The sequence below is a fragment of the Olivibacter sp. 47 genome, assembly GCF_030372825.1.
In the GTDB taxonomy this organism is placed as follows: Bacteria; Bacteroidota; Bacteroidia; order Sphingobacteriales; family Sphingobacteriaceae; genus Olivibacter; species Olivibacter oleidegradans.
This window is the reverse complement of record NZ_JAUCNR010000001.1, coordinates 3,719,480-3,738,123: the sequence shown is the minus strand read 5'-3', so window position 1 is coordinate 3,738,123 and position 18,644 is coordinate 3,719,480. Positions and strand designations below refer to the sequence as shown.

Sequence of the window (18,644 nt, the reverse complement as noted above, 5' to 3'; positions counted from 1 at the left end):
GTGTGCCAATTTGGTTGTACCTACCACTGGAACAACAAATGGTTTCTAAGCCAATAACCTAGCTATACCAACCTGTGCTACGGTTAACCCCTGTGGTGACCAAATTCTTTAAAAACATCTATTATGCCCCAATTAGCAACGATGTTTTTGGGCTCATACCGAGGTAATAAAATCCTGTTATCATTAATTGGATTGTATTTTGTCCGCTCATTGATATATTCCGAAATAAGACCACGACTTAACGGGCTATACTGTACAAAGTCTATCCCCAATTCTTCACACAAACTCAAAACGCCATTTTCGGGATTACGGGTCATCACCGAATATTCACTTTGTATAGCTGTTACGGGTTGTATGGCGTGTGCTTTGCGAATGGCATCCAAACCGTCTTTACTTGAATTAAAATCCCGTTCGCTCAATCCAAAATGTTTTACCTTTCCCTTAGCAATAAGGTCTTTTACTGTTCCCGCTACATCTTCCATTGGTACGTTCGGGTCTATGTAATCTGTCCTTAGACTTTTAAGCGAATTTTCAACAACCTGTCTAATCCGTTTAGGACCACTATCAAGACAGATTTCCGGTTTTCCCTCCTCAAAGCCGATTTTATGCAAACGATTATGTCTTTTAGAGATAGGTTCGATAGCCTCTCCAACTAATTGCTCATTGACAAGGCGTTAGTAAATCAAGGCGTTGGCAAATATGTCAACTCGCAACCCATTGCCGGAACTCAGAAGCACGGTTTTTACTGACGTAGAGACTTTCCGGGGTTTCGGTGTCCAGGGAAACCAGCAGCCTGTTATCGAACCAAATGGTAATGCCTTCGATGGCCCGCTTGGCGATAATGAATTGCTTGTTTGCCCGAAAAAAGCTATTGGGGTCAAGGGATAGCATAATATTTTCCAATCGCTTATTATAGGGCAACTTTTTTCCATCCTTGGTAAGGATGGATGTATGGTCGTTGGTGCTGTAAAAACAAGAGATTTCATTAACCGGAACGGGTATAAGTTTATCATGTATAGGCAATAGGATTTTTTCCGGGAACCGCCAGTAGGGTTCCATCTTCACCAGTTTGGAAAGATACCGACTCACGTCACTCCGGCTGAACTTCCTGAATTTATGAAGAGCCCGCTCCAGCTGACTGATATCAATGGGTTTCAACAGGTAGTCGATGCTGTTTACCTTGAACGCTTGGAGAGCATATTGGTCGTATGCGGTCGTGAAAATCACTGGCACATCGATTTCAGCGGCCTGGAATATGGAAAAGGCCGATCCGTCAGACAGGTGGATATCCATGAAGATGAGCTCCACCTCCTGAGCGTGCCGGGCGAGCCAGGACACGGTTTGTTCCACACCTTCCGTCCGACTTATCTGCCGGATATCGGGAGCCACTTCATTCAGTATCTTTTCAAGATTTGTTGCCGCTAACGGCTCGTCTTCAACAATCAGCACGTTCATAGTTATACTTCTTTTTGTTTTAACGGGAGGCGTACCGTGAACTGCGTCCCATTATCTGAAATGACAATATCTTTGCCCATCAGCAGTCGAAAACGACTTTGTAGGTTAGCGATGCCGATTCCATTTCTACCTCCAGGCTGGTCAATTTTCTTGCGTATGGGGTTGGTCACCACCAACTCTTGCTCCGTATTGATACTGATGGATACTTCCATTGGCGTTACACCGTTAATTACATTGTGCTTAGGGATGTTTTCAAGTATTGGCAACAACGATAGCACAGGCAATTCCAAGTCTTTATTGTCACCTGGAATCGATATCTTGTAGCAAAAATGGTCACCATGCCGCGTGCGCTGAAGGAAATAAAAGGCATCGAGGAAGGCCAGTTCGTCTTCAAGCGACACCAGGCCCCTACCTTCGCTTCCCAATACATAACGGAAAACATTGGAAAGGTTCTGTATATATGTGAGCGTTTGCCCCTCATCGCCGTTACGGACCAATGCGGAGAGTGAATTAAGCGAATTGAAAAAAAATGGGGGTTTACTTGGTTCGTGAGCGCTTCATATTGGCTTTGGAGGTTATCCAGTCTCAGCTGTTCTATTTCCTGCTCCCGTTCCAGTTTTTGTGCATACAACGAATAGGCATATCCCATCAATGTACAGACTGCCCACATGGTCATGAACTGGAAAAGGAGGATGACGCTGAACCAATCCAGCACCTTGTCCGATATGTAGGAAATCGCTACATAAAGCAGGTAAGCAACCACGGCAATACCGAACGTCCATAGTCCCGTCCGATAAATTTTCGTTTCAAAACCTTCGGTAATGCCCTTCTTTAGCAGGATATAACACAAGAGACTGAAATACAGATACCTAAATACGAAGAAAGTGACATATCCGACTGTACTGCCGTTTTGGAGATATTCTGCATGGGTTCCCTGCAGCAGTTTTGCGATATTGGGATAGATAAGGAAAAAGCCCATTGCCAGCGAAACAGCCAAGATGGTACGTCTGGGCAGCGATAATCGTTTACGCGTACGACCGTTATCAACAGCTGGAAAATGTGTTGTCATCGCAACGAATTTACCAATTTTCAAACAGTTACTGGCATTGTGACCTATCTATGTATTGTTATGTATAGATGCTGTTTGGGAAGGCCGACGGAGTAGATCCGGGTTAATGGGCAGATCCCTAATCCGTATACCCGTAGCATTGTATACTGCATTGACCAGTGCGGCAATTGTAGGCCCCTGCGCGGCCTCGCCGGCTCCCAACGGACGTTCATCCACCCGGTCGATTACCTCAACATCGGTGTCCGGCGCATCATTGAACCGTAGAATGGGATATGACGCCCAATTGAGACTGGTGATGTGGGTAGCATCGAACGTCACGGATTCCATCAACCCCCAACTGACGGACTGGATCATCCCGCCTTCAATCTGGTTCTTCAATCCGTCCGAATTGATGGTTTCACCTGCATCGACCACTGCCCACAATTTCTTTACGCTGACTTTTCCATTCTGTCGATTGATGGAGACCAAAGCGGCTACCGCGCAATAAGCGGCAGAATTCTTGTACCGTGAAAAAGCATACCCCAACCCGCCATCTTTCCCCACTGTCACATTCTTGGTGTTTTTAACCAGTAACTTTAGGCAGTAGCTGGCCCTGCTGTCTTCCAGGTGCCTGAGCCGGAAGCTAATCGGATCCATACCCGCCTTTACCGCCAGTTCATCCATGAAGGATTCGATGGCGAAGATATTGGCATAGGCCCCCAGCCCTCTGATGGATGATCTACGCAACGGCCCGGTAAATATGTGCGATTGCAGTTTCATGTGCTCGATACGATAGTACGGCTCGGCATTACGGGTCGCCCCTCCCCGGAAACCTGACTCGGGAGGGCTATATCCTTTATCGATATACCATGCAGGCAGTAGGTTGGCGGCATCACCTCCGGGCCTTGTTCCGTGCACATCCGACCACAGATCATACTTCCATCCGCGGATGCGACCACTATCATCCAGGCCTGCCGCCAATTCCATAATCATGGCCGTACTATAGGGCTCCCAACCGTTTTCCTCATCGCGCATCCACTGCAACCGTATATGTTTGCCCGGATAGTTCACCGCAAGCAATGCTGCTTCTGCCGCAACGTCGTCAGCCCCGTTGTGGCCGTAGCACCCTGAACCGGGCACGCCTTTAACATGGATATTCTGCGGGAGCATATCCAGGAGCCCGGCGAGTGCATCCCTGAGTGGGTAGACCCCCTGACAGTGTGTCCACACCCATAATTTTCCCGCTTTGAACAGCGCTATGGCACAGGAAGGCCCGTTGGCAGCGTGCATGATGTATGGCTTGAAATAAGAGGCTCGATGGACAATTGCCGACGTCGAGATAATTCGTTCCCGCCAGTGCTCGGTCTCCCTGTCTGTTTCGGATGCTGCCGGCAAAGACTTCAAGTGGCCCGGTAAAGGTTCACTAGCAGGAAGGGGCGATCCCATTTCCCATTTTAAAAGGGTTTTGATCTGATTGGCAAGCTTGATGGCCTGGAATTCCTCAGGAGCGATGACCCCGAGGAAGCTGCCTATCTGTACTGCTTTCTGCAAACCTTCGAGTTTGCTGATTGCAAGTTTGTCGACGGAAGCCAGCTTTGCTCCATGTGCCGGAGGCCTGATCATGCGGGCATGGACCATTCCGGGGAAGCGTAGGTCATGGAGAAAATAGGTCTTAGCTACTAGAATATCTTCGATATCCTTTCGGATCAAAGGCTTTCCAACGTATTTCCTTACCGTTTTTGCAAAGATGGTTTCCGGTAGGGTAACGGTTTGGGTGAGTTGCTGACCGGCCAACAACTCCTGAATGGCGATTGATTTTCCGCTGCCGCTGATCATTGCATCTTCTAAGGACAGGGTCGCTTTTCCAAGCCCGAGCTTGTCCGCTGCCAGCTCCAGAAGTCGTTCCCTTGCACATGCCGCGGCATTTCGCACGGCCATGCCGCTGGTTTCGATGGACATACTCCCCAGCGTATACCCTTCATCCGGGGTGTAGCCCGTTTCGGCGACATGAATCTCGATCAGGTTCATGCAGGTATTCAGTTCCTCGGCAGCAATCTGCATAATCGCCGTCATGATCCCCTGGCCCAGCTCGATCTTGCCCGTTAGTATCTTAATTCTTCCGTCTTCCAGTACCTGTAGCCAGGAGTCGATTCGGTCGCCATCTACGGGATCGGTTCTCATCGCAGGTTCGGTTATTGTCTCGTTGTCGTCGGTTTTCCGGTCACAGGCCAGGTCGAGCATGGAGAAACCGATGCTGAGTAGCCCGATAGACTGGATGAATTTCCTTCTCGTGGTTGTTGGTTCCTGCATAGTTTAACGATTTGCTGCGTTTTTTACGGCCCTGATTGCCCTCGCATGAATGCCGCAACGGCAAATATTCAACTGCAAACCATTTTTAATTTCCTGTTCTGATGGATTTGGATTGCGCTTGAGCAGAGATACCGACGCCACGACCAATCCATTCAGGCAATAACCACACTGAGCGGCCTGTTCTTCCAAAAATGCCTGTTGCACGGCATGCAGCTCGCCTTTCTTCGTTTGCAACCCTTCCAATGTGGTTATTTGCGCATCACCGACTGCACTGATTGCCAAGGTGCAAGAAGTCCTAGCTACGCCGTTTAGCAGTACCATACATGCTCCACATAACGACTGCCCGCAACCGAATTTCGGCCCATTGAGAAACAGTTCGTTCCGCAAGATGTAAAGCAAGGGTGTGTCTGGTTCAGCATGGACCTTATGCGATTTTTTATTTACCCGTATGTTAAAAGTTTCTTTCATAATCTAGCCGAATGTTTTTTTCTGATGACGCTCACTTTTGGTTGGCCTTACACCAAAAGACCATATATTGTATAGCCCTGACAGTATCAAAGTTAGTGATCTTGAGGGCGCATTGGCTTTCATATTCGTGAAAGCGAATAAATTAGTGGTGAAGACGAAAAGAATATGCTGAAGCAGGCGGGAATACAGGGAAATTGTATGAACGGTAGAATAAAAGTGAACGTCACCTCATGGATTTTACAAAAATTGGTTAACTTTTAAAATTTTACTGTTAAAAATAATGGCGTGGTATTATTACAAACGACTTCAAAATAAAGCAGACCTTCAGTCACCTAACTTAGGCCAGTTCTAAAAGTACAGCTCAGGCAGGCACAATATTAAACTAAATAATCTTAGTTTAAGAAAATGCGTAGCATGAATAGTTAAAAAGACCAAAAAACGGACGTTTTTATGTACCAAGAAAACGACGGTAATATTTGGATAATATAATCGAGGATATATCCTATCTGGTATGGTATTCAGATTTTTTTCCCAGTGTATTGTAAACATCTTTTTTATAATAAATAATTCCGGCCGCTACAAAAAAGATATTTTGAATCTACGGGTCTACTGTTAGGGACTTTTCTTACACGGCGTCACCAAAGTGACGAAGAAGCAAATCTTGGGAATATCTAGTCAGATAGCGAATGTGCGTAATCATATTTGGGATTGCTACGTATAGAATGTTCGGAAACGGCGAAAAACGTTAGTTTGCAGAAATTCAGCTGAAGTAATAACTTTAAACTATCAATTCTAGCAGGAAGTAAAAATCGGGGAATCATTAAATATAAAAAAGGCTAACTATGAAAATAACGAACTTAAGCAGCAAATTTGTTGGGCATTGGAAAGGCACATATCGTTTGGTGCTGAGTTGGTTGCCCAATCCTGACTTTATCTCCGTTTCTAACATGGTGATTAAGTCCATAGCCAATGACAAATTCCTTATGCTAAGCTATGACTGGCAACATGAAGGTGTTGGCCAGGATGGTTTAATATTAATTGGCAACATCAACAAACAAGCCGGAGTTACTGCCTCATGGGTCGATTCTTGGGGAATGAGTGGAAAAATCATGAATTGTTACGGAACAATCAATCAACAAGGTGACATTATTTTATTAGGTTCTTATGAAGTGCCGGATAATCCTGATTGGGGTTGGAGAATCGAGATTCCATGCCCTAATGATAATGCACTGCAAATTTTAATGTATAACATTAGCCCGGAAGGTGAGGAATTCTTAGCAGGCGACACAAATTATACGCGTGTTTGAAGAACTAACGACCGTTTTTAAGAACTGATAAATCAGTAAAAGATTTACTGCCTTTTTACGTTAGAAATCTGTCCACCAAGATTACTGGAAGAATTAGTAACCGTTACGATCAAGAATAGACGAATATTGGTGTGACAGGAAAAAATAATAATATTCTTTATTCGTAAGACAACAGATGCAACTATAAAGAACAAATTACAGTGTTAATAAAGTAAGTGCTTACCTGTGTTGTTAACAATAAATAAATTGTCATGTATTATACCGCTGGGTCGCTAATGGTGTTATTTAGGCTTCTTTTTTCCTTAATGTCGCTTTTATACCCAAATAAACCTTGCCCGTTTCTATACTGCCCGTTATTTTTGAAACTAAGGGAGAGATCTGGTTTACTAGGGGCTTCCTTCGGGTCCTATCCGCGGCCTATTCACAGTATATACACGCTATATTCGCCTTTAGGGTAGTAAAAACGGGCTTTTAGCGGTAAAGTAGCGGGTGGATATCGGCTAAAGAGGGGGTGAGGCATCTCTCCGGATAATATGTTTTTGTGAACCTTAGTCTTCGTTTAGGAAGCGAAGACTCCAAACCTGTATGTTATGAATCAGCACAGACTTTATATTTATCCCAAGGATGTTACCATCATTACCGGAAAAGGTATCCGCCATGCACAACGGCTGCTGCGGACGGTCCATGTGGCTTTAGGTAAGCGACCTCACCAACCTGTTACTTTTCCTGAATTTGCCAGATATATGGGGCTCGACGAACAGGCCGTGCGGGAAGCCTGTATTGGCACCGTTGTAAAGAAAGAATGAAATAACTGACTATCGGGTAACATTAGCGAAATCATTTATTCCCCGATAAGTGCTGTCAAAATCTGACAGCACTTTATTTCAAAGTTTCGATAGGGAGCAGGTCAGCTATAAATCTGTTTTAAAAATTCACAAACGGATGTTGGCTTCCTGCCCAATAACATGGTCAATGCTTCATCATCTTTATCCAGGCTGTGCGCTGCCAGTGCTGCGGCCCACATGGCAAACATGCCAATATACAGCTGCGGAACTCCGGCATTTTCCAGCATTGTTTTAAATTCACCCATTTCGGGAGATTTATAATGGATATCCCGGCCCAATACTGCGGAAATTTCCCCGGCTATGGTTTAAACCAACCGATTCGGTATGGGTCAGTGTATAAGTTTTACCTTTATGCCCGTCGGTAGTTAAAACGTTGGCAGCGGCTTCCGCCAGTTCTTCCAGAAGCACCCAGCTTGCTTTTCCTTCCCCGGCAGGAAAAACGATTGTTCCGTTTTCAGCGACCTTATCTCCGATAAATACCGGAATCATTTCAGCATAAATACCGTTCTGAAGTATCGTGTATTCCATGCCGCTTTCCTTTAAATACTGTTCGGACTCAACATGCGAATTTTGAAAGCCGCTTATGGGCGAACCTTCAAACCCTGGTTTTCTTACAAAGGATGTATATACAAGATGTTTTACGCCTGCTTCCTTAGCAGCCCTGATCGCATTTTTGTGATGTTGGGTACGGTTCTCCATGGCTCCTCTATCATTGCTGGAAACCAATAACAATCTCTCCACATCTTGAAAGGCTTTTACCATAGATGTATGATCGGCATAATCACCTTCTCTTACCTGAACACCCTGTTCTTTTAAGCGACCTGCTTTGGCCGCATCTCTGACCAAAACGGAAATCTCCGAAGGATGTACTCCATTTTTCAATAAATACTCAACCGCTTTTGAGCCGAACCGGCCCGTTGCTCCCGTAACTAAAATCATATTTTGTTTTTTAAGTTTTAATGATCCCTTTTTGTATTTTTTTGAGTTTTGTGTTCCTAGATTGTTTATGCTATAACAATACTTTCAATTCCTTTCCGTATAGCATCTTCCGGGCCCAGTATTGCTTGGGCGTCTGCCCTGAAAACATTGGCCACTTCAACTCCCATAAGTTCAAGGAAAAACCGGACATAATTGGTCGTAAAATCGAAGGCCTTCAATTCTCCTTCCGTATATATTCCACCGGATGAAGTTACTATATACGCAATTTTATCTTTCAGTAATCCTTCCGGTAAAGCTCCTTTTCCTGTATAACGGAATGTGAGCCCGGGTCTGGCGATCTGGTCAAAGTACGCTTTCAATGTTGAAGGGATATTCCAATTGTACATCGGTGCTTCAACTATTAAAATGTCAGCTTCAATCAGATCAGTAATGGCCCGATCGGAAATGGCTATTTCACGTTGCTGCTCATCTGTTCGGTTTTCAGTAGATGTAAAGAAGGCATTTATATGGGATTCGCTTAAATGCGGAATTGTATTGAGATCGTATTCCTTAATTTTCACATGCTGAAATTTTTCCTTTAATTTTTCAGCCACTTTTTTTCCCAGCATTCTACTCGCAGAATTAGCTTTTTTCGGACTTGAAATTATGTGCAATATTTTTTTCATTTCTTTACCTCTTTTAAAACAGGGTGTTGCAAAATTAGCTATATTAGCTAACCGAATTATAGTAGTTACATTAAAGTAAGTAGTAACTTTTAGGTTAGTTGCTAAAAGAAAAAACAGAAGGGAATGGCGGTAAATAAATTGGAATATTCACAGATACAGTGCAAGAATCGTTTGTCATCAACTGAAGATGCTTTATATGTTCTTGGCGGCAGGTGGACAATAAGGGTGATGATTGCAATTTTAGGGGGACATACCAGGTTCAACGATATACAGCGTACTTTAAAGGGTATTTCCGCAAAAATGCTGTCAAGTGAATTGAAAAAACTGGAAGTAAATCTTTTAGTTGAAAGAAATGTATATGCCGATCAAACGCCGGTCGTCGTAGAATATATACCTACCGAATACAGTAAATCATTAAAAGATATCATTACTGCTTTAGCTCAATGGGGAGCTCAGCATAAAAGGAAAATCACATCTGACAATAGTTGATAAACGTAAACTATTCCGTACTTGATTCTTACAATTACCGGAAAGAGAATACATTTCCAACGCTATGAATAGCTCAAAGCTGTTGATGACAGGTATACAAAATCAGCAAAAAAATGACGATGAATGAGTAAGATTCTACGACAACAAATAGAAAAAATCACACCGCTTTCAGACAAGGAGTTTGAATACATATTGTCACATTTCACTGAAAGAAAACTCAGGAAGCATCAATTTGCTGTGCAGTGCGGACAGGCCGTCAAGTTTGACTATTTTATTTTAAGCGGCTGCCTGAAATCTTATCACACAGACAATGACGGCAAAATCCATATTATACAGTTTGGTATGCAAGACTGGTGGATAACAGATTATCAGGCTTATTACAATCAAACTGCTGCCACGATTGATATTGATTGCATTGAAGATACCGAAATGCTTTGCTTGTCTTACGAGAACAGAGAAAAATTATGTGCGGAACTACATAAAATGGAGCATTTTTTCAGAAAGAAAACGAATATACGGAATGTTGCGCTGCAACAACGCATTCTTTCACTGATGAGCAATAATGCAAAGGAACGATACGATAGTCTATTGGAACAATACCCCCAACTTTTTCAAAAAGTACCAAAACATTTATTAGCCTCTTATTTAGGCGTTACAAGAGAAACACTAAGCCGTTTTAATTCAACTTCCAAATAAACTGTGATTTACCTCACATTAAAGTTGTGAGGTATGTCCTTCCTGATTTACCTAAAGCTATGGAATTTTGTGTTATAAATTTCAACACAAAAATAATGGCAAAATTTCAAATTCAAAGTGCGAGTAGTACCGTAAACTGGACAGGTAAAACCATGTGGAATAAAACAAAATTTACAAAGCTATTGGGTATAGATTTCCCGATCGTTCAGGGACCCTTCGGTGGTGGATTGTCATCAGTCAGCCTCACAAGCACAGTTTCAAATGCAGGGGCGTTGGGTTCTTTCGGTGGGCAGCCTTTTTCTGCTCGGGAAATTATCAACATTTGCAATGAAATTAAAAAGAACACGAATAAACCCTTCAATATTAATTTGTGGGTTAATGACCGTGATAGCCGTTTAGCTACGTTTGGCGATGATGACTATAAAAAACTTACAGAATTGTTTAAGCCCTATTTTAACGAACTTGGTTTACCAATTCCCCCAAAACCGACCGATTTGGGGACGAAATTTGAAGAGCAGGTAGAAGCGATATTTGAAGCAAAACCTGCTGTATTTAGTTTTGTTTACGGCATTCCGCCACAACCTATTTTAGCAAGATGCAAAACACTTGGAATAAAGACCGTTGGTGCCGCTACTACGGTAGATGAAGCTATTGCCTTGCAGCATGCAGGTGTAGATGCTATTGTAGCAACAGGATTTGAAGCGGGCGGGCATAGGGTTTCCTTTTTACAGTCAGCAGAAGATTCGCTGACAGGCGCTTTTGCACTAATACCACAAGTTGCAGATGCAGTCAACATTCCGATAATAGCAGCAGGAGGAATAACTGATGCAAGAGGAATACAGGCCGCACTAGCATTAGGTGCCGATGCCGTACAGATGGGGACTGCGTTTTTAGCAACAGAACAATCAAACGCATCGCAAGATTATAAAGACAAATTATTCACATCTGATGCCAAACATACATCGCTAACGAAGGTATTTACAGGCAGACTTTCAAGAGGAATACGCAACAGAATAACGGAAGAGTTAAAACCTTTTGAATACTTATTAGCTCCATATCCTTTGCAAAGCAAATTTATGGGAAATTTGAAAGCCTATCCTGCCACCTCTGATACCAACCCGGACTTCAGTTCATATTGGGCAGGACAAGCAGCGGCTTTACTGAAACACCGAGATGCAAAAACCTTGATAGAGACTTTGGTAAAAGACATGAATAAAAAGACCTTCTAGATTTAAATGTCAGTCCCCGATATCTGTGGCCGCTACATCTGGAAGCAATCTACAAAGTTTGTTCAGTTATAGATATCGGTCAGGATTTAACAAACCTAAAAAAGTGAGAATAGAAAAATTCTAAATGTGCTTTGTGCCGTCGTGATTTGTAAAATTATGTTTAACTTTAACTAGGTCTTGGCCATTATCGACGGTTACTTCCTTAAAATTACCTGCCACATACTGTTCGATTTCCTTGTCGTTGCCCATAAAAAAATGTGTTATTTATTTCACTTATTCGCTAATATTTCTTTATTTCGGGTATTAAGTGTTTAAATGACATCTGTAAAATTTGCCATTTAGCGCTAGGCTAACCAATAAACGCTAATGAACTAATTGCCTGAAAGCAAGAGGATCAATAGACTGAAATCGTAAATTATGAAATTAGACTTAAACAATTGTCCCAAAGTGGGGATATTAGCTGCATTACTCTGTATATTGAGTTCAAGTGGGTTCGCGCAGAACCCGATCATCCAAACAAAACATACGGCAGACCCAGCTCCTATGGTGTATAAGGACACGGTATACTTATACACAGGTCATGACGAGGATGATGCTTTTGGGTTTAAAATGACGGGTTGGCTGCTCTATACGTCGACCGATATGGTTAACTGGCAGGATCGCGGTCCTGTAGCTTCATTGAAAAATTTTAAATGGGTCGATGCAGATAATGGTGCCTGGGCGGCCCAATGTGTAGAACGCAATGGAAAGTTTTATCTCTACTGTACTGTGCCAGGAGGTGTCGGGATAGGTGTACTGGTTTCTGACAGTCCCTACGGGCCGTTTGTTGATCCCATTGGTAAACCCTTGGTGAAAAATTCCAATGAAGATATAGATCCAACGGTTATGATCGATGACGACGGTCAAGCGTATATGTATTGGGGAAATCCTAACCTGTGGTATGTTAAGCTCAAGGAAGACATGATTTCGATTGATGGTGAAATCGTTAAGGATTCATCATTCGCTAAACTTGAAGGGCAGAAAGACCCATTTCGCTATCAGGAAGGACCTTGGGCGTGGAAAAAAAACGGGAACTATTATATGGCCTACGCTTCAACTTGCTGTCCGGAAGGAATAGGCTATGCGATGGGAAAATCAGCGACAGGTCCCTGGGTCTTTAAGGGAATGATTATGGATCGCAATAGCCGATCCAATGGTAACCATCCCGGTATTATAGACTATAAGGGTAAGTCGTATGTATTTGGATTTAATTATGAAATACTCAAGAAAACAATGAGCAAGCATTATGAGAGACGGTCCGTCTGTTTAACCCAGCTGGTTTATAATGAAGACGGCACACTGAAAGAACTGCCATTTTGGACATCTGAAAGTGTAGAACCTGTAGGGACACTTAACCCTTACCGGAGAACCGAGGCAGAAACAATCGCTTTTAGTGAAGGGCTCAAAACCGAAAAGCAAACGGAATGGGAGCGTAATATCCCTTGGGATAAAGGAGCGAAGATAGCTGATCGGGTAGTGGTTTCATCTATACACAATGGAGATCATCTCATGGTTCGGGCAGTAGACTTTTCCAAGGGTATAAAATCCTTAGACGTTAATGTTGCGTCGCTTTATGGAGGCAAGATCGAGGTTTATTTGGATAGCATCAATGGGCCGCTGTTAGGTGTAGTGAACGTTAATACGCAGGGTGAGGGTGATATCTTTCGTACAGTTAACGGGTCCATGAAAAATATAACGGGTAAACACGATGTTTTTTTTGTTTTCAAAGGAAAAAAAGATTTATTCTATTTTGATTGGTGGCAGTTTAAATCTTAAAATTTATGATCAGCTAAACTTAAATATGATTCTCCCGGAAAATACCGATATTGTACACGATGATCACCAGAAGACAATTCATTTCAGATAGCTGCATGGCTACCTCAGCGCTTATGCTACCAAATGCGCTTTTTGCAGAAGAAACAAAATCCGCCTATAAGATGGGACTGCAACTTTTTACGATTCGTGATGCGATGGCAAAAGATCCTTTTGCTACGATAAAGCAGGTAGCGGCTCTGGGTTATGAAGATACGGAGACTTATGGTTTTGACCCGAAAACAGTATCCTATTATGGTTTAAAAGCAAAGGATTTTCTTGGTCTACTGAGCGATCATGGATTGACGACCACCAGTGGTCATTATGATCTTTTTCGCTATTTCAATGCGCCTGAGGCAGAATTGATGGCTTATGTGGATCAATGTATTATCGGTGCAGGTATATTAAAGCAACCTTATATCACCTGGCCCTGGTTAGATCCTAATAATAGAAGTATCGAGCAATTTAAACAACTCGCCCCGAAACTTAATAGGATTGGAGAAAGGATTAAAAAGGCCGGTTTGGGCTTTGCTTATCATAACCATAATTTTGAGTTTATCGATCATGGCGGGATAAATGGTTATGAAATAATCATGAAAGAGACGGACCCCGACCTGGTGAAGCTACAGATCGATCTTTACTGGGTAATGCGTGCTTCTAAATTAAGTCCTGCAGCGCTTTTTAGCATGCAGCCCGGACGTTTTGTAATGTGGCATATCAAAGACATGGATAAAGTGACACAGGATTATACGGAGCTGGGCAATGGTTCAATAGATTATACTAAAATTTTACCAGATAAGGACTTGGCCGGTATGGAATATTATTACCTGGAGCAGGGCGGAAATTTTAAGAAGAGCTCTATGGAGAGTATAGCCGAAAGTGCTGCTTTTTTTAAAAAGAATTTAGCGAAGTATTTTCGTTAAGTGTTGAGGACGGGAATAAAACTGTTTAGATAATACAAGTTTATGGGCCATATACGGAATTTTACAAGGAATGAAGGCGATTTAATGTCTCTTCCAATGACATAGGTTGCGTTTTGCCCGAGCGATACTCCTTTAACGATTTTTTGGCATTTTTAGCCATTAATTCACGTCTAGATTCGATTTGCCTTTTTGCAAATCTCCAATATCATCTCTCTCGAGGTATAATCAAGTTTCATGATATCTTCTAATGTTGAATTCAATGTGGCCATTTAGCTGAGTATTTTAACAAAGATAATAAATAATAGCCTTTATAGCAACTGTTTAACATGCAATACAGGGCAATTGCCTTTAAAAAACGATTGTCCTAATCAACTTTTTTCATCATTTGCTTGTTTCCAAAAGCATTCGAGCTTTCCCTAACGGGAAGGTTTGCTACAGGTGCGAACCTAAGCCATTAATTATTCGTAACTTTGCGGCAGATGAAAAATACGCTCAGATTGCACAGACTTGTATGGCTGATTGGTGCTTTAGCGACGTCCGCTTGTACACAAAGCCAAGCTCCCAAAGCTACGAATACGGAAGATAAATCCATCGTTCAGCCTAGTCAACCGGATACCGTAGGCCAAATGGCGCTTAGTGCAGCCGATTCTACACATTTGTTAGGTGTTTGGTTTGATGAAACAATTAAATCACCGGAAGGGGCGAACGTTGCTTATCAGGTGATTGCTCGCCAACAACGCGTTTTTATTCAGCCCATCGCTTTTAAAGGAAAAAAGCTTCAGGTAAGCGATCAACCGGTGGTTAGCGCTTATGCCACAGAGCTGAAAAAAAACGGTAATTATTATGTTAGTCTGGAAAGCCCGGAAGATGCCTATGAAGTAGATAAAGAAGGTAACTTGCTGATTTTTCACAAGGGAAAACTCGTAGTGGTTTGCAAGAAAATAGGGTAACATGCCGGCTTCTTGTTCGGTGCATATTTTCTTATGCATCGCTTCTAAAATTTCAGTGTGTATTTCCGTGTGGCTTTGGTGTCTATCTCTTGGTTATGGGTGCCATATTTTACTTTACAAGACCCACCATTTTTTGAAACGATACTGGCATGCACAATTTTTCCGTTCCGCCATTGCATATCGATGACAAAGCCCCCACGGGCAACTAACCCGTTGACTTCTCCATCGGGCCATTCCTTAGGCAGGGCGGGAAGCAGCTCGATGTAGTGTTCATGACTCTGTAGCAGCATCTCGGAAATGCCGGCACCACCGCCAAAGTTGGCGTCGATCTGGAAAGGTGGGCAGGTACTGAATAGATTCGAGTAAAGTCCGCCTTCTCCTTTTTTGATGATTTCGGGATCATTGGCATTGCGGAATAGCTTTTTCAACGCGTCATAGGCCATCGCACTGTTGTGTAATCTGGCCCATAGGTTGATGCGCCAGGTGATAGCCCAGCCAGTACTTTCATTGGTTCTGATGTCCAATGATTTTTGTACCGCCCTTGCCAGTTCCGGTGTGGATGCATCGCTTATGGTAGTGCCGGGGTACAATCCAAACAGATGGGATACATGACGGTGTTGAGGTTCAGCATCTTCCCAGTCATGATACCACTCTTGCAAATTGCCTTTTCTGCCTATTTTGTAGGGTGGAAGCTTTGCCAAAGCGTTGGTAACCGCTTCTTGTGTTTTTTTGTCCTTTTTTAAGATAACAGCTGCTTTCAGGTAGTCGGCAAACAACTCACGGATCATTGCAATATCGGCCGTACTTCCATACAACACGGCACCTTTATAGCCCTTATCGGTTATGTAGATGTTTTCGGGTGAGGTGGATGGTGCAGTTACTAGATAACCGTCTTTATTGGTCGTGAGAAAGCTCAGGCAGAAATCGACGGCGCCCTTCATTAGCGGATATGCCTGCTTGCGTAGGAAGTCGGCATCTGCGGTAAAAGCGAAATGTTCCCATAAATGGGTACTTAACCATACGCCGGCCATTTGCCAGTTGGCCCAAGAGGGATGCCCTTCGCCAAAATGACCCACCGGATGCGTCATTGCCCAGATATCTGTATTATGGTGGCATACCCAACCATCAGCATTATAATAATTTTTAGCCGTGATGGCACCCGTTTGTGCTAGGCGGCCTATAAAATCGAATAAGGGCTGGTGCATTTCGGGAAGGTTAGCGACCTCAGTACCCCAATAGTTCATCTCGGTATTGATGTTGGTGGTATAGTTGCTGCTCCAAGGCGGTCTTACAATTTCATTCCACAAAGCCTGCAAATTGGTTGGCTGGCCACCGGGTCGTGAGGAGCTAATCAGTAAATAACGGCTATATTGATAGAAGAGTGCTACGAGGTTGTTATCGCCGTCACCTTTGGCAAAGCGTTCTAGCCTTTCATCCGTAGGCAAATTTGCTTTCTCCCCGTGTCCTAAATTAATTGAAACGCGGTCAAAATAATGCCGATAGTCCTGAATATGCTTTGCTTGCAATGAGGCGAAGGATTGCTTTTCTGCTTCCTTCAAGTAAGAAAGCGCTAAATCTAATTCATTCTTTCCTGCCCTGCCCGGATTTTTGTCGAAACCACTGTAACTGGTGGCCATTGATAAAAGTAAGACTACCTCTTTGGCGTTCGAAATAGCGAGTGATGAATCTTGCCAACTGGTTTGCCCATCGTTCTTCAATACTTTCAGCATGGAGGCAAAACGCATGCTGTTTAGCGTATCATATACCACCGGATTTTTTTCTTTATTACGATAATTAGGCTCGGTATGAATAGGTGCCCAACCGTGCATCCATAAGCTGGTACTTTGCTTCTTGCTTTTTGAACGCAATAAACTGTTAAAACGGCAAGTAAAATCCAACCTATCTTTACCTTCTGCGGTTAATCGGATGACAATAAGCTGATCGGGATGCGAGGCAAAGATTTCCCGACGGTAACTGGTTCCGTTAAGCTGATAGGAAACCCGTGCAATGGCTTGGGAAATATCCAGTTCGCGCCTGAAATGAGTGGGAGTACCTTGGTGTTTAAAATGGATCAATAGATTGCCCAAGGGTTCATAAGATTGAGAATAAGCGCCCTGCATAAAGCGAATCAGTGAATCCGCAGTTTGATAATCTTCGTTAAAGAGTGCTTCCTGTACGGCGGGAAGATGATCCTTTGCTTGTGGGTTAACTTTATTTTCGTCAACAGGCTTGCCCGACCAAAGCGTTGCTTCATTGAGAGACAGCCGCTCTTCTTGCACGCCACCATAAACCATGGCACCTAAACGGCCATTGCCTAAAGGAAGTGCTTCTTCAAATTTACTGGCGGGCTTGCTGTACCAAAGTTTTAAATTATTCTTATTTTGACCTGTAGCACTCTTGCATAGGAAAATAAGTAAAATAATGTGTGTGATAGCATGTTGTATTTTCATATTTAGATCTTGCTGTCCGGTGACGATGCCAGACCGGGTTGTAAGGAACAATACTAAACAATATTGCTTATATCTTTAGCATGGAAATTAGCAAGATCTTCAGCTATATTAACCAGAGGCACCCGATTATTCGTGAAATGCTTCTGTTTTACGACGTTGTACGTCCCTTGGATTTTTACCGTTGTACTTCTTATAGATTTTATTAAAATGGCTGGCATCGGTAAAGCCAAGCTTGACAGCAATTTCGTTGATATTATTGCGCCCGTTTTTCAGTAACTGATCAGCGGCTTTCAGTTTAATTTGTACAATGTGTTGCTGGAGGGATAAGCCACTATGTTTTTTGACGTAAATGCTGATGTAATTAGGTGACATCGAGAAGTGCCTGGCTATACTTTCTACACGTACTTTGTCTGCATCAAGCGCATGCAAACGGGTATAGCTCAGAATTTCGCTCAACTTATCTAATTCGGTATTCACCGGGCATTGCGTGCCAAATTGCGCGGTAGCCTGTGCTCGGGCCAACATCATCATAACGGCTCCAAAGAGCTCGAGTTGCAGTTCACGGCTGTAAGAACATTGATGGGAAAACTCGGCCAGCAATATTTGAAGTAAATGTCTAAGTTGATCTTGATCCTTTTTATCCTTAATTAAACTACCATTCATGGAGAAAGGTGATTGTAATAAGGTCTTAAGGATGTCGAGCCATTTAGCGGTCCTGCTTCCTTCGAGCTTTTCTATGAATAGTTGTTCCGTAAATTTTAGAAATATAAATTTCGAAGGTGCTTCAATTTCAAAATAATGCGTATCTTCCGGTCTTAGTAAAAAGACATCACCCATATGATACGGCGCAACAGCGTCATTAAGCACGTGATTTCCGTTACCTTCTTCTATGAAAATGAGTTCATAAAAGTTGTGCTTATGTGCCGGATAACTCCAGGTTTCGGCTTCTAGTCGAAAGATATTGAGCGAATGGTAGCTGTTAAATCTTGTCATCGGGGATTGATTTTTACAAATATAGC

At 42.9% G+C, this 18,644-nt stretch carries 19 protein-coding genes and 1 pseudogene; 9 read left to right on the top strand and 11 right to left on the bottom strand.

Annotated elements, in window-relative coordinates:
* Positions 1-83: 83 nt before the first annotated feature.
* From QT327_RS16385 to QT327_RS28535, 3 genes and pseudogenes are all read right to left on the bottom strand, one after another.
* Positions 84-653, bottom strand: a pseudogene (locus QT327_RS16385) (aldo/keto reductase); the annotation flags it as partial.
* Positions 654-702: 49 nt separating this feature from the next.
* The gene (locus tag QT327_RS16380; RefSeq protein WP_149105773.1) at positions 703-1,455 is read right to left on the bottom strand and encodes a LytR/AlgR family response regulator transcription factor; all 753 of its coding nucleotides are present in this window, start codon (positions 1,453-1,455) and stop codon (positions 703-705) included.
* Between the two features lie 2 nt (positions 1,456-1,457).
* Positions 1,458-1,952, bottom strand: a complete 495-nt coding sequence (locus QT327_RS28535; RefSeq protein WP_502910538.1) for a sensor histidine kinase — start codon at positions 1,950-1,952, stop codon at positions 1,458-1,460.
* Between the two features lie 32 nt (positions 1,953-1,984).
* On the opposite strand from QT327_RS28535, the gene QT327_RS28280 reads away from it, so the two are divergent.
* Positions 1,985-2,239 carry a hypothetical protein gene (locus QT327_RS28280; protein ID WP_354004779.1) on the top strand — a complete coding sequence of 85 codons (255 nt, stop codon included), beginning with the start codon at positions 1,985-1,987 and terminating at the stop codon, positions 2,237-2,239.
* Between the two features lie 333 nt (positions 2,240-2,572).
* Here QT327_RS28280 and QT327_RS16365 read toward each other — a convergent pair whose 3' ends face one another.
* Together QT327_RS16365 and QT327_RS16360 are read right to left on the bottom strand one after the other, a co-directional pair.
* Positions 2,573-4,813 carry a xanthine dehydrogenase family protein molybdopterin-binding subunit gene (locus QT327_RS16365; RefSeq protein ID WP_210421315.1) on the bottom strand — a complete coding sequence of 747 codons (2,241 nt, stop codon included), beginning with the start codon at positions 4,811-4,813 and terminating at the stop codon, positions 2,573-2,575.
* A gap of 3 nt (positions 4,814-4,816) precedes the next feature.
* Positions 4,817-5,281 (bottom strand): (2Fe-2S)-binding protein, encoded by a 465-nt coding sequence (locus QT327_RS16360; RefSeq protein ID WP_149105771.1) that lies wholly within the window; start codon positions 5,279-5,281, stop codon positions 4,817-4,819.
* Positions 5,282-6,123: 842 nt separating this feature from the next.
* Between QT327_RS16360 and QT327_RS16355 the strand changes: the two genes are divergently transcribed.
* Positions 6,124-6,588, top strand: coding sequence for a DUF1579 family protein (locus QT327_RS16355; RefSeq protein WP_149105770.1), 465 nt, complete (start codon positions 6,124-6,126; stop codon positions 6,586-6,588).
* A 590-nt stretch (positions 6,589-7,178) separates the two neighbouring features.
* Positions 7,179-7,394, top strand: coding sequence for a hypothetical protein (locus tag QT327_RS16350; RefSeq protein WP_130855507.1), 216 nt, complete (start codon positions 7,179-7,181; stop codon positions 7,392-7,394).
* A 101-nt stretch (positions 7,395-7,495) separates the two neighbouring features.
* Here QT327_RS16350 and QT327_RS16345 read toward each other — a convergent pair whose 3' ends face one another.
* From QT327_RS16345 to QT327_RS16335, 3 genes are all read right to left on the bottom strand, one after another.
* Positions 7,496-7,678 carry a hypothetical protein gene (locus QT327_RS16345; RefSeq protein ID WP_289553388.1) on the bottom strand — a complete coding sequence of 61 codons (183 nt, stop codon included), beginning with the start codon at positions 7,676-7,678 and terminating at the stop codon, positions 7,496-7,498.
* 10 nt (positions 7,679-7,688) lie between these two features.
* Positions 7,689-8,372, bottom strand: a complete 684-nt coding sequence (locus QT327_RS16340; protein WP_289553387.1) for an NmrA family NAD(P)-binding protein — start codon at positions 8,370-8,372, stop codon at positions 7,689-7,691.
* Between the two features lie 65 nt (positions 8,373-8,437).
* Positions 8,438-9,037, bottom strand: a complete 600-nt coding sequence (locus tag QT327_RS16335; RefSeq protein WP_149105768.1) for an FMN-dependent NADH-azoreductase — start codon at positions 9,035-9,037, stop codon at positions 8,438-8,440.
* 123 nt (positions 9,038-9,160) lie between these two features.
* Between QT327_RS16335 and QT327_RS16330 the strand changes: the two genes are divergently transcribed.
* The 3 genes from QT327_RS16330 (at position 9,161) to QT327_RS16320 (ending at position 11,451) form a co-directional block, all read left to right on the top strand.
* A complete protein-coding gene (locus tag QT327_RS16330) occupies positions 9,161-9,526 on the top strand; it encodes a winged helix-turn-helix transcriptional regulator (protein WP_289553385.1) in 366 nt (121 codons plus the stop codon).
* Between the two features lie 123 nt (positions 9,527-9,649).
* Positions 9,650-10,222 carry a Crp/Fnr family transcriptional regulator gene (locus QT327_RS16325; RefSeq protein WP_289553383.1) on the top strand — a complete coding sequence of 191 codons (573 nt, stop codon included), beginning with the start codon at positions 9,650-9,652 and terminating at the stop codon, positions 10,220-10,222.
* A 95-nt stretch (positions 10,223-10,317) separates the two neighbouring features.
* Positions 10,318-11,451, top strand: coding sequence for an NAD(P)H-dependent flavin oxidoreductase (locus tag QT327_RS16320; protein WP_289553382.1), 1,134 nt, complete (start codon positions 10,318-10,320; stop codon positions 11,449-11,451).
* Positions 11,452-11,571: 120 nt separating this feature from the next.
* On the opposite strand, the gene QT327_RS16315 is transcribed toward QT327_RS16320, so the two are convergent.
* Positions 11,572-11,700: a hypothetical protein gene (locus QT327_RS16315; protein ID WP_289553381.1), complete on the bottom strand. Its 129-nt coding sequence runs from the start codon at positions 11,698-11,700 to the stop codon at positions 11,572-11,574.
* Between the two features lie 168 nt (positions 11,701-11,868).
* On the opposite strand from QT327_RS16315, the gene QT327_RS16310 reads away from it, so the two are divergent.
* The 3 genes from QT327_RS16310 (at position 11,869) to QT327_RS16300 (ending at position 15,175) form a co-directional block, all read left to right on the top strand.
* The gene (locus QT327_RS16310; RefSeq protein ID WP_289553380.1) at positions 11,869-13,266 is read left to right on the top strand and encodes a glycoside hydrolase family 43 protein; all 1,398 of its coding nucleotides are present in this window, start codon (positions 11,869-11,871) and stop codon (positions 13,264-13,266) included.
* Between the two features lie 59 nt (positions 13,267-13,325).
* Complete coding sequence (locus QT327_RS16305; RefSeq protein WP_246860298.1) at positions 13,326-14,225, top strand: sugar phosphate isomerase/epimerase family protein; 900 nt, start codon at positions 13,326-13,328, stop codon at positions 14,223-14,225.
* A 479-nt stretch (positions 14,226-14,704) separates the two neighbouring features.
* Positions 14,705-15,175, top strand: coding sequence for a hypothetical protein (locus tag QT327_RS16300; protein WP_149105745.1), 471 nt, complete (start codon positions 14,705-14,707; stop codon positions 15,173-15,175).
* Between the two features lie 44 nt (positions 15,176-15,219).
* Here QT327_RS16300 and QT327_RS16295 read toward each other — a convergent pair whose 3' ends face one another.
* Both QT327_RS16295 and QT327_RS16290 read right to left on the bottom strand, forming a co-directional pair.
* Positions 15,220-17,625: a glycoside hydrolase family 95 protein gene (locus QT327_RS16295; protein ID WP_130855531.1), complete on the bottom strand. Its 2,406-nt coding sequence runs from the start codon at positions 17,623-17,625 to the stop codon at positions 15,220-15,222.
* A 126-nt stretch (positions 17,626-17,751) separates the two neighbouring features.
* The gene (locus QT327_RS16290) at positions 17,752-18,618 is read right to left on the bottom strand and encodes a helix-turn-helix domain-containing protein (RefSeq protein ID WP_289553379.1); all 867 of its coding nucleotides are present in this window, start codon (positions 18,616-18,618) and stop codon (positions 17,752-17,754) included.
* Positions 18,619-18,644 lie beyond the last annotated feature (26 nt).

Bases quoted from the DNA above. Each gene is read 5' to 3' on its own strand.
- QT327_RS16380 (WP_149105773.1), bottom strand. From the start codon at position 1,455: ATGAACGTGCTGATTGTTGAAGACGAGCCGTTAGCGGCAACAAATCTT.
- QT327_RS28280 (WP_354004779.1), top strand. From the start codon at position 1,985: ATGGGGGTTTACTTGGTTCGTGAGCGCTTCATATTGGCTTTGGAGGTT.
- QT327_RS16365 (WP_210421315.1), bottom strand. From the start codon at position 4,813: ATGCAGGAACCAACAACCACGAGAAGGAAATTCATCCAGTCTATCGGG.
- QT327_RS16360 (WP_149105771.1), bottom strand. From the start codon at position 5,281: ATGAAAGAAACTTTTAACATACGGGTAAATAAAAAATCGCATAAGGTC.
- QT327_RS16355 (WP_149105770.1), top strand. From the start codon at position 6,124: ATGAAAATAACGAACTTAAGCAGCAAATTTGTTGGGCATTGGAAAGGC.
- QT327_RS16350 (WP_130855507.1), top strand. From the start codon at position 7,179: ATGAATCAGCACAGACTTTATATTTATCCCAAGGATGTTACCATCATT.
- QT327_RS16345 (WP_289553388.1), bottom strand. From the start codon at position 7,678: ATGGGTGAATTTAAAACAATGCTGGAAAATGCCGGAGTTCCGCAGCTG.
- QT327_RS16340 (WP_289553387.1), bottom strand. From the start codon at position 8,372: ATGATTTTAGTTACGGGAGCAACGGGCCGGTTCGGCTCAAAAGCGGTT.
- QT327_RS16335 (WP_149105768.1), bottom strand. From the start codon at position 9,037: ATGAAAAAAATATTGCACATAATTTCAAGTCCGAAAAAAGCTAATTCT.
- QT327_RS16330 (WP_289553385.1), top strand. From the start codon at position 9,161: ATGGCGGTAAATAAATTGGAATATTCACAGATACAGTGCAAGAATCGT.
- QT327_RS16325 (WP_289553383.1), top strand. From the start codon at position 9,650: ATGAGTAAGATTCTACGACAACAAATAGAAAAAATCACACCGCTTTCA.
- QT327_RS16320 (WP_289553382.1), top strand. From the start codon at position 10,318: ATGGCAAAATTTCAAATTCAAAGTGCGAGTAGTACCGTAAACTGGACA.
- QT327_RS16315 (WP_289553381.1), bottom strand. From the start codon at position 11,700: ATGGGCAACGACAAGGAAATCGAACAGTATGTGGCAGGTAATTTTAAG.
- QT327_RS16310 (WP_289553380.1), top strand. From the start codon at position 11,869: ATGAAATTAGACTTAAACAATTGTCCCAAAGTGGGGATATTAGCTGCA.
- QT327_RS16305 (WP_246860298.1), top strand. From the start codon at position 13,326: ATGATCACCAGAAGACAATTCATTTCAGATAGCTGCATGGCTACCTCA.
- QT327_RS16300 (WP_149105745.1), top strand. From the start codon at position 14,705: ATGAAAAATACGCTCAGATTGCACAGACTTGTATGGCTGATTGGTGCT.
- QT327_RS16295 (WP_130855531.1), bottom strand. From the start codon at position 17,625: ATGAAAATACAACATGCTATCACACACATTATTTTACTTATTTTCCTA.
- QT327_RS16290 (WP_289553379.1), bottom strand. From the start codon at position 18,618: ATGACAAGATTTAACAGCTACCATTCGCTCAATATCTTTCGACTAGAA.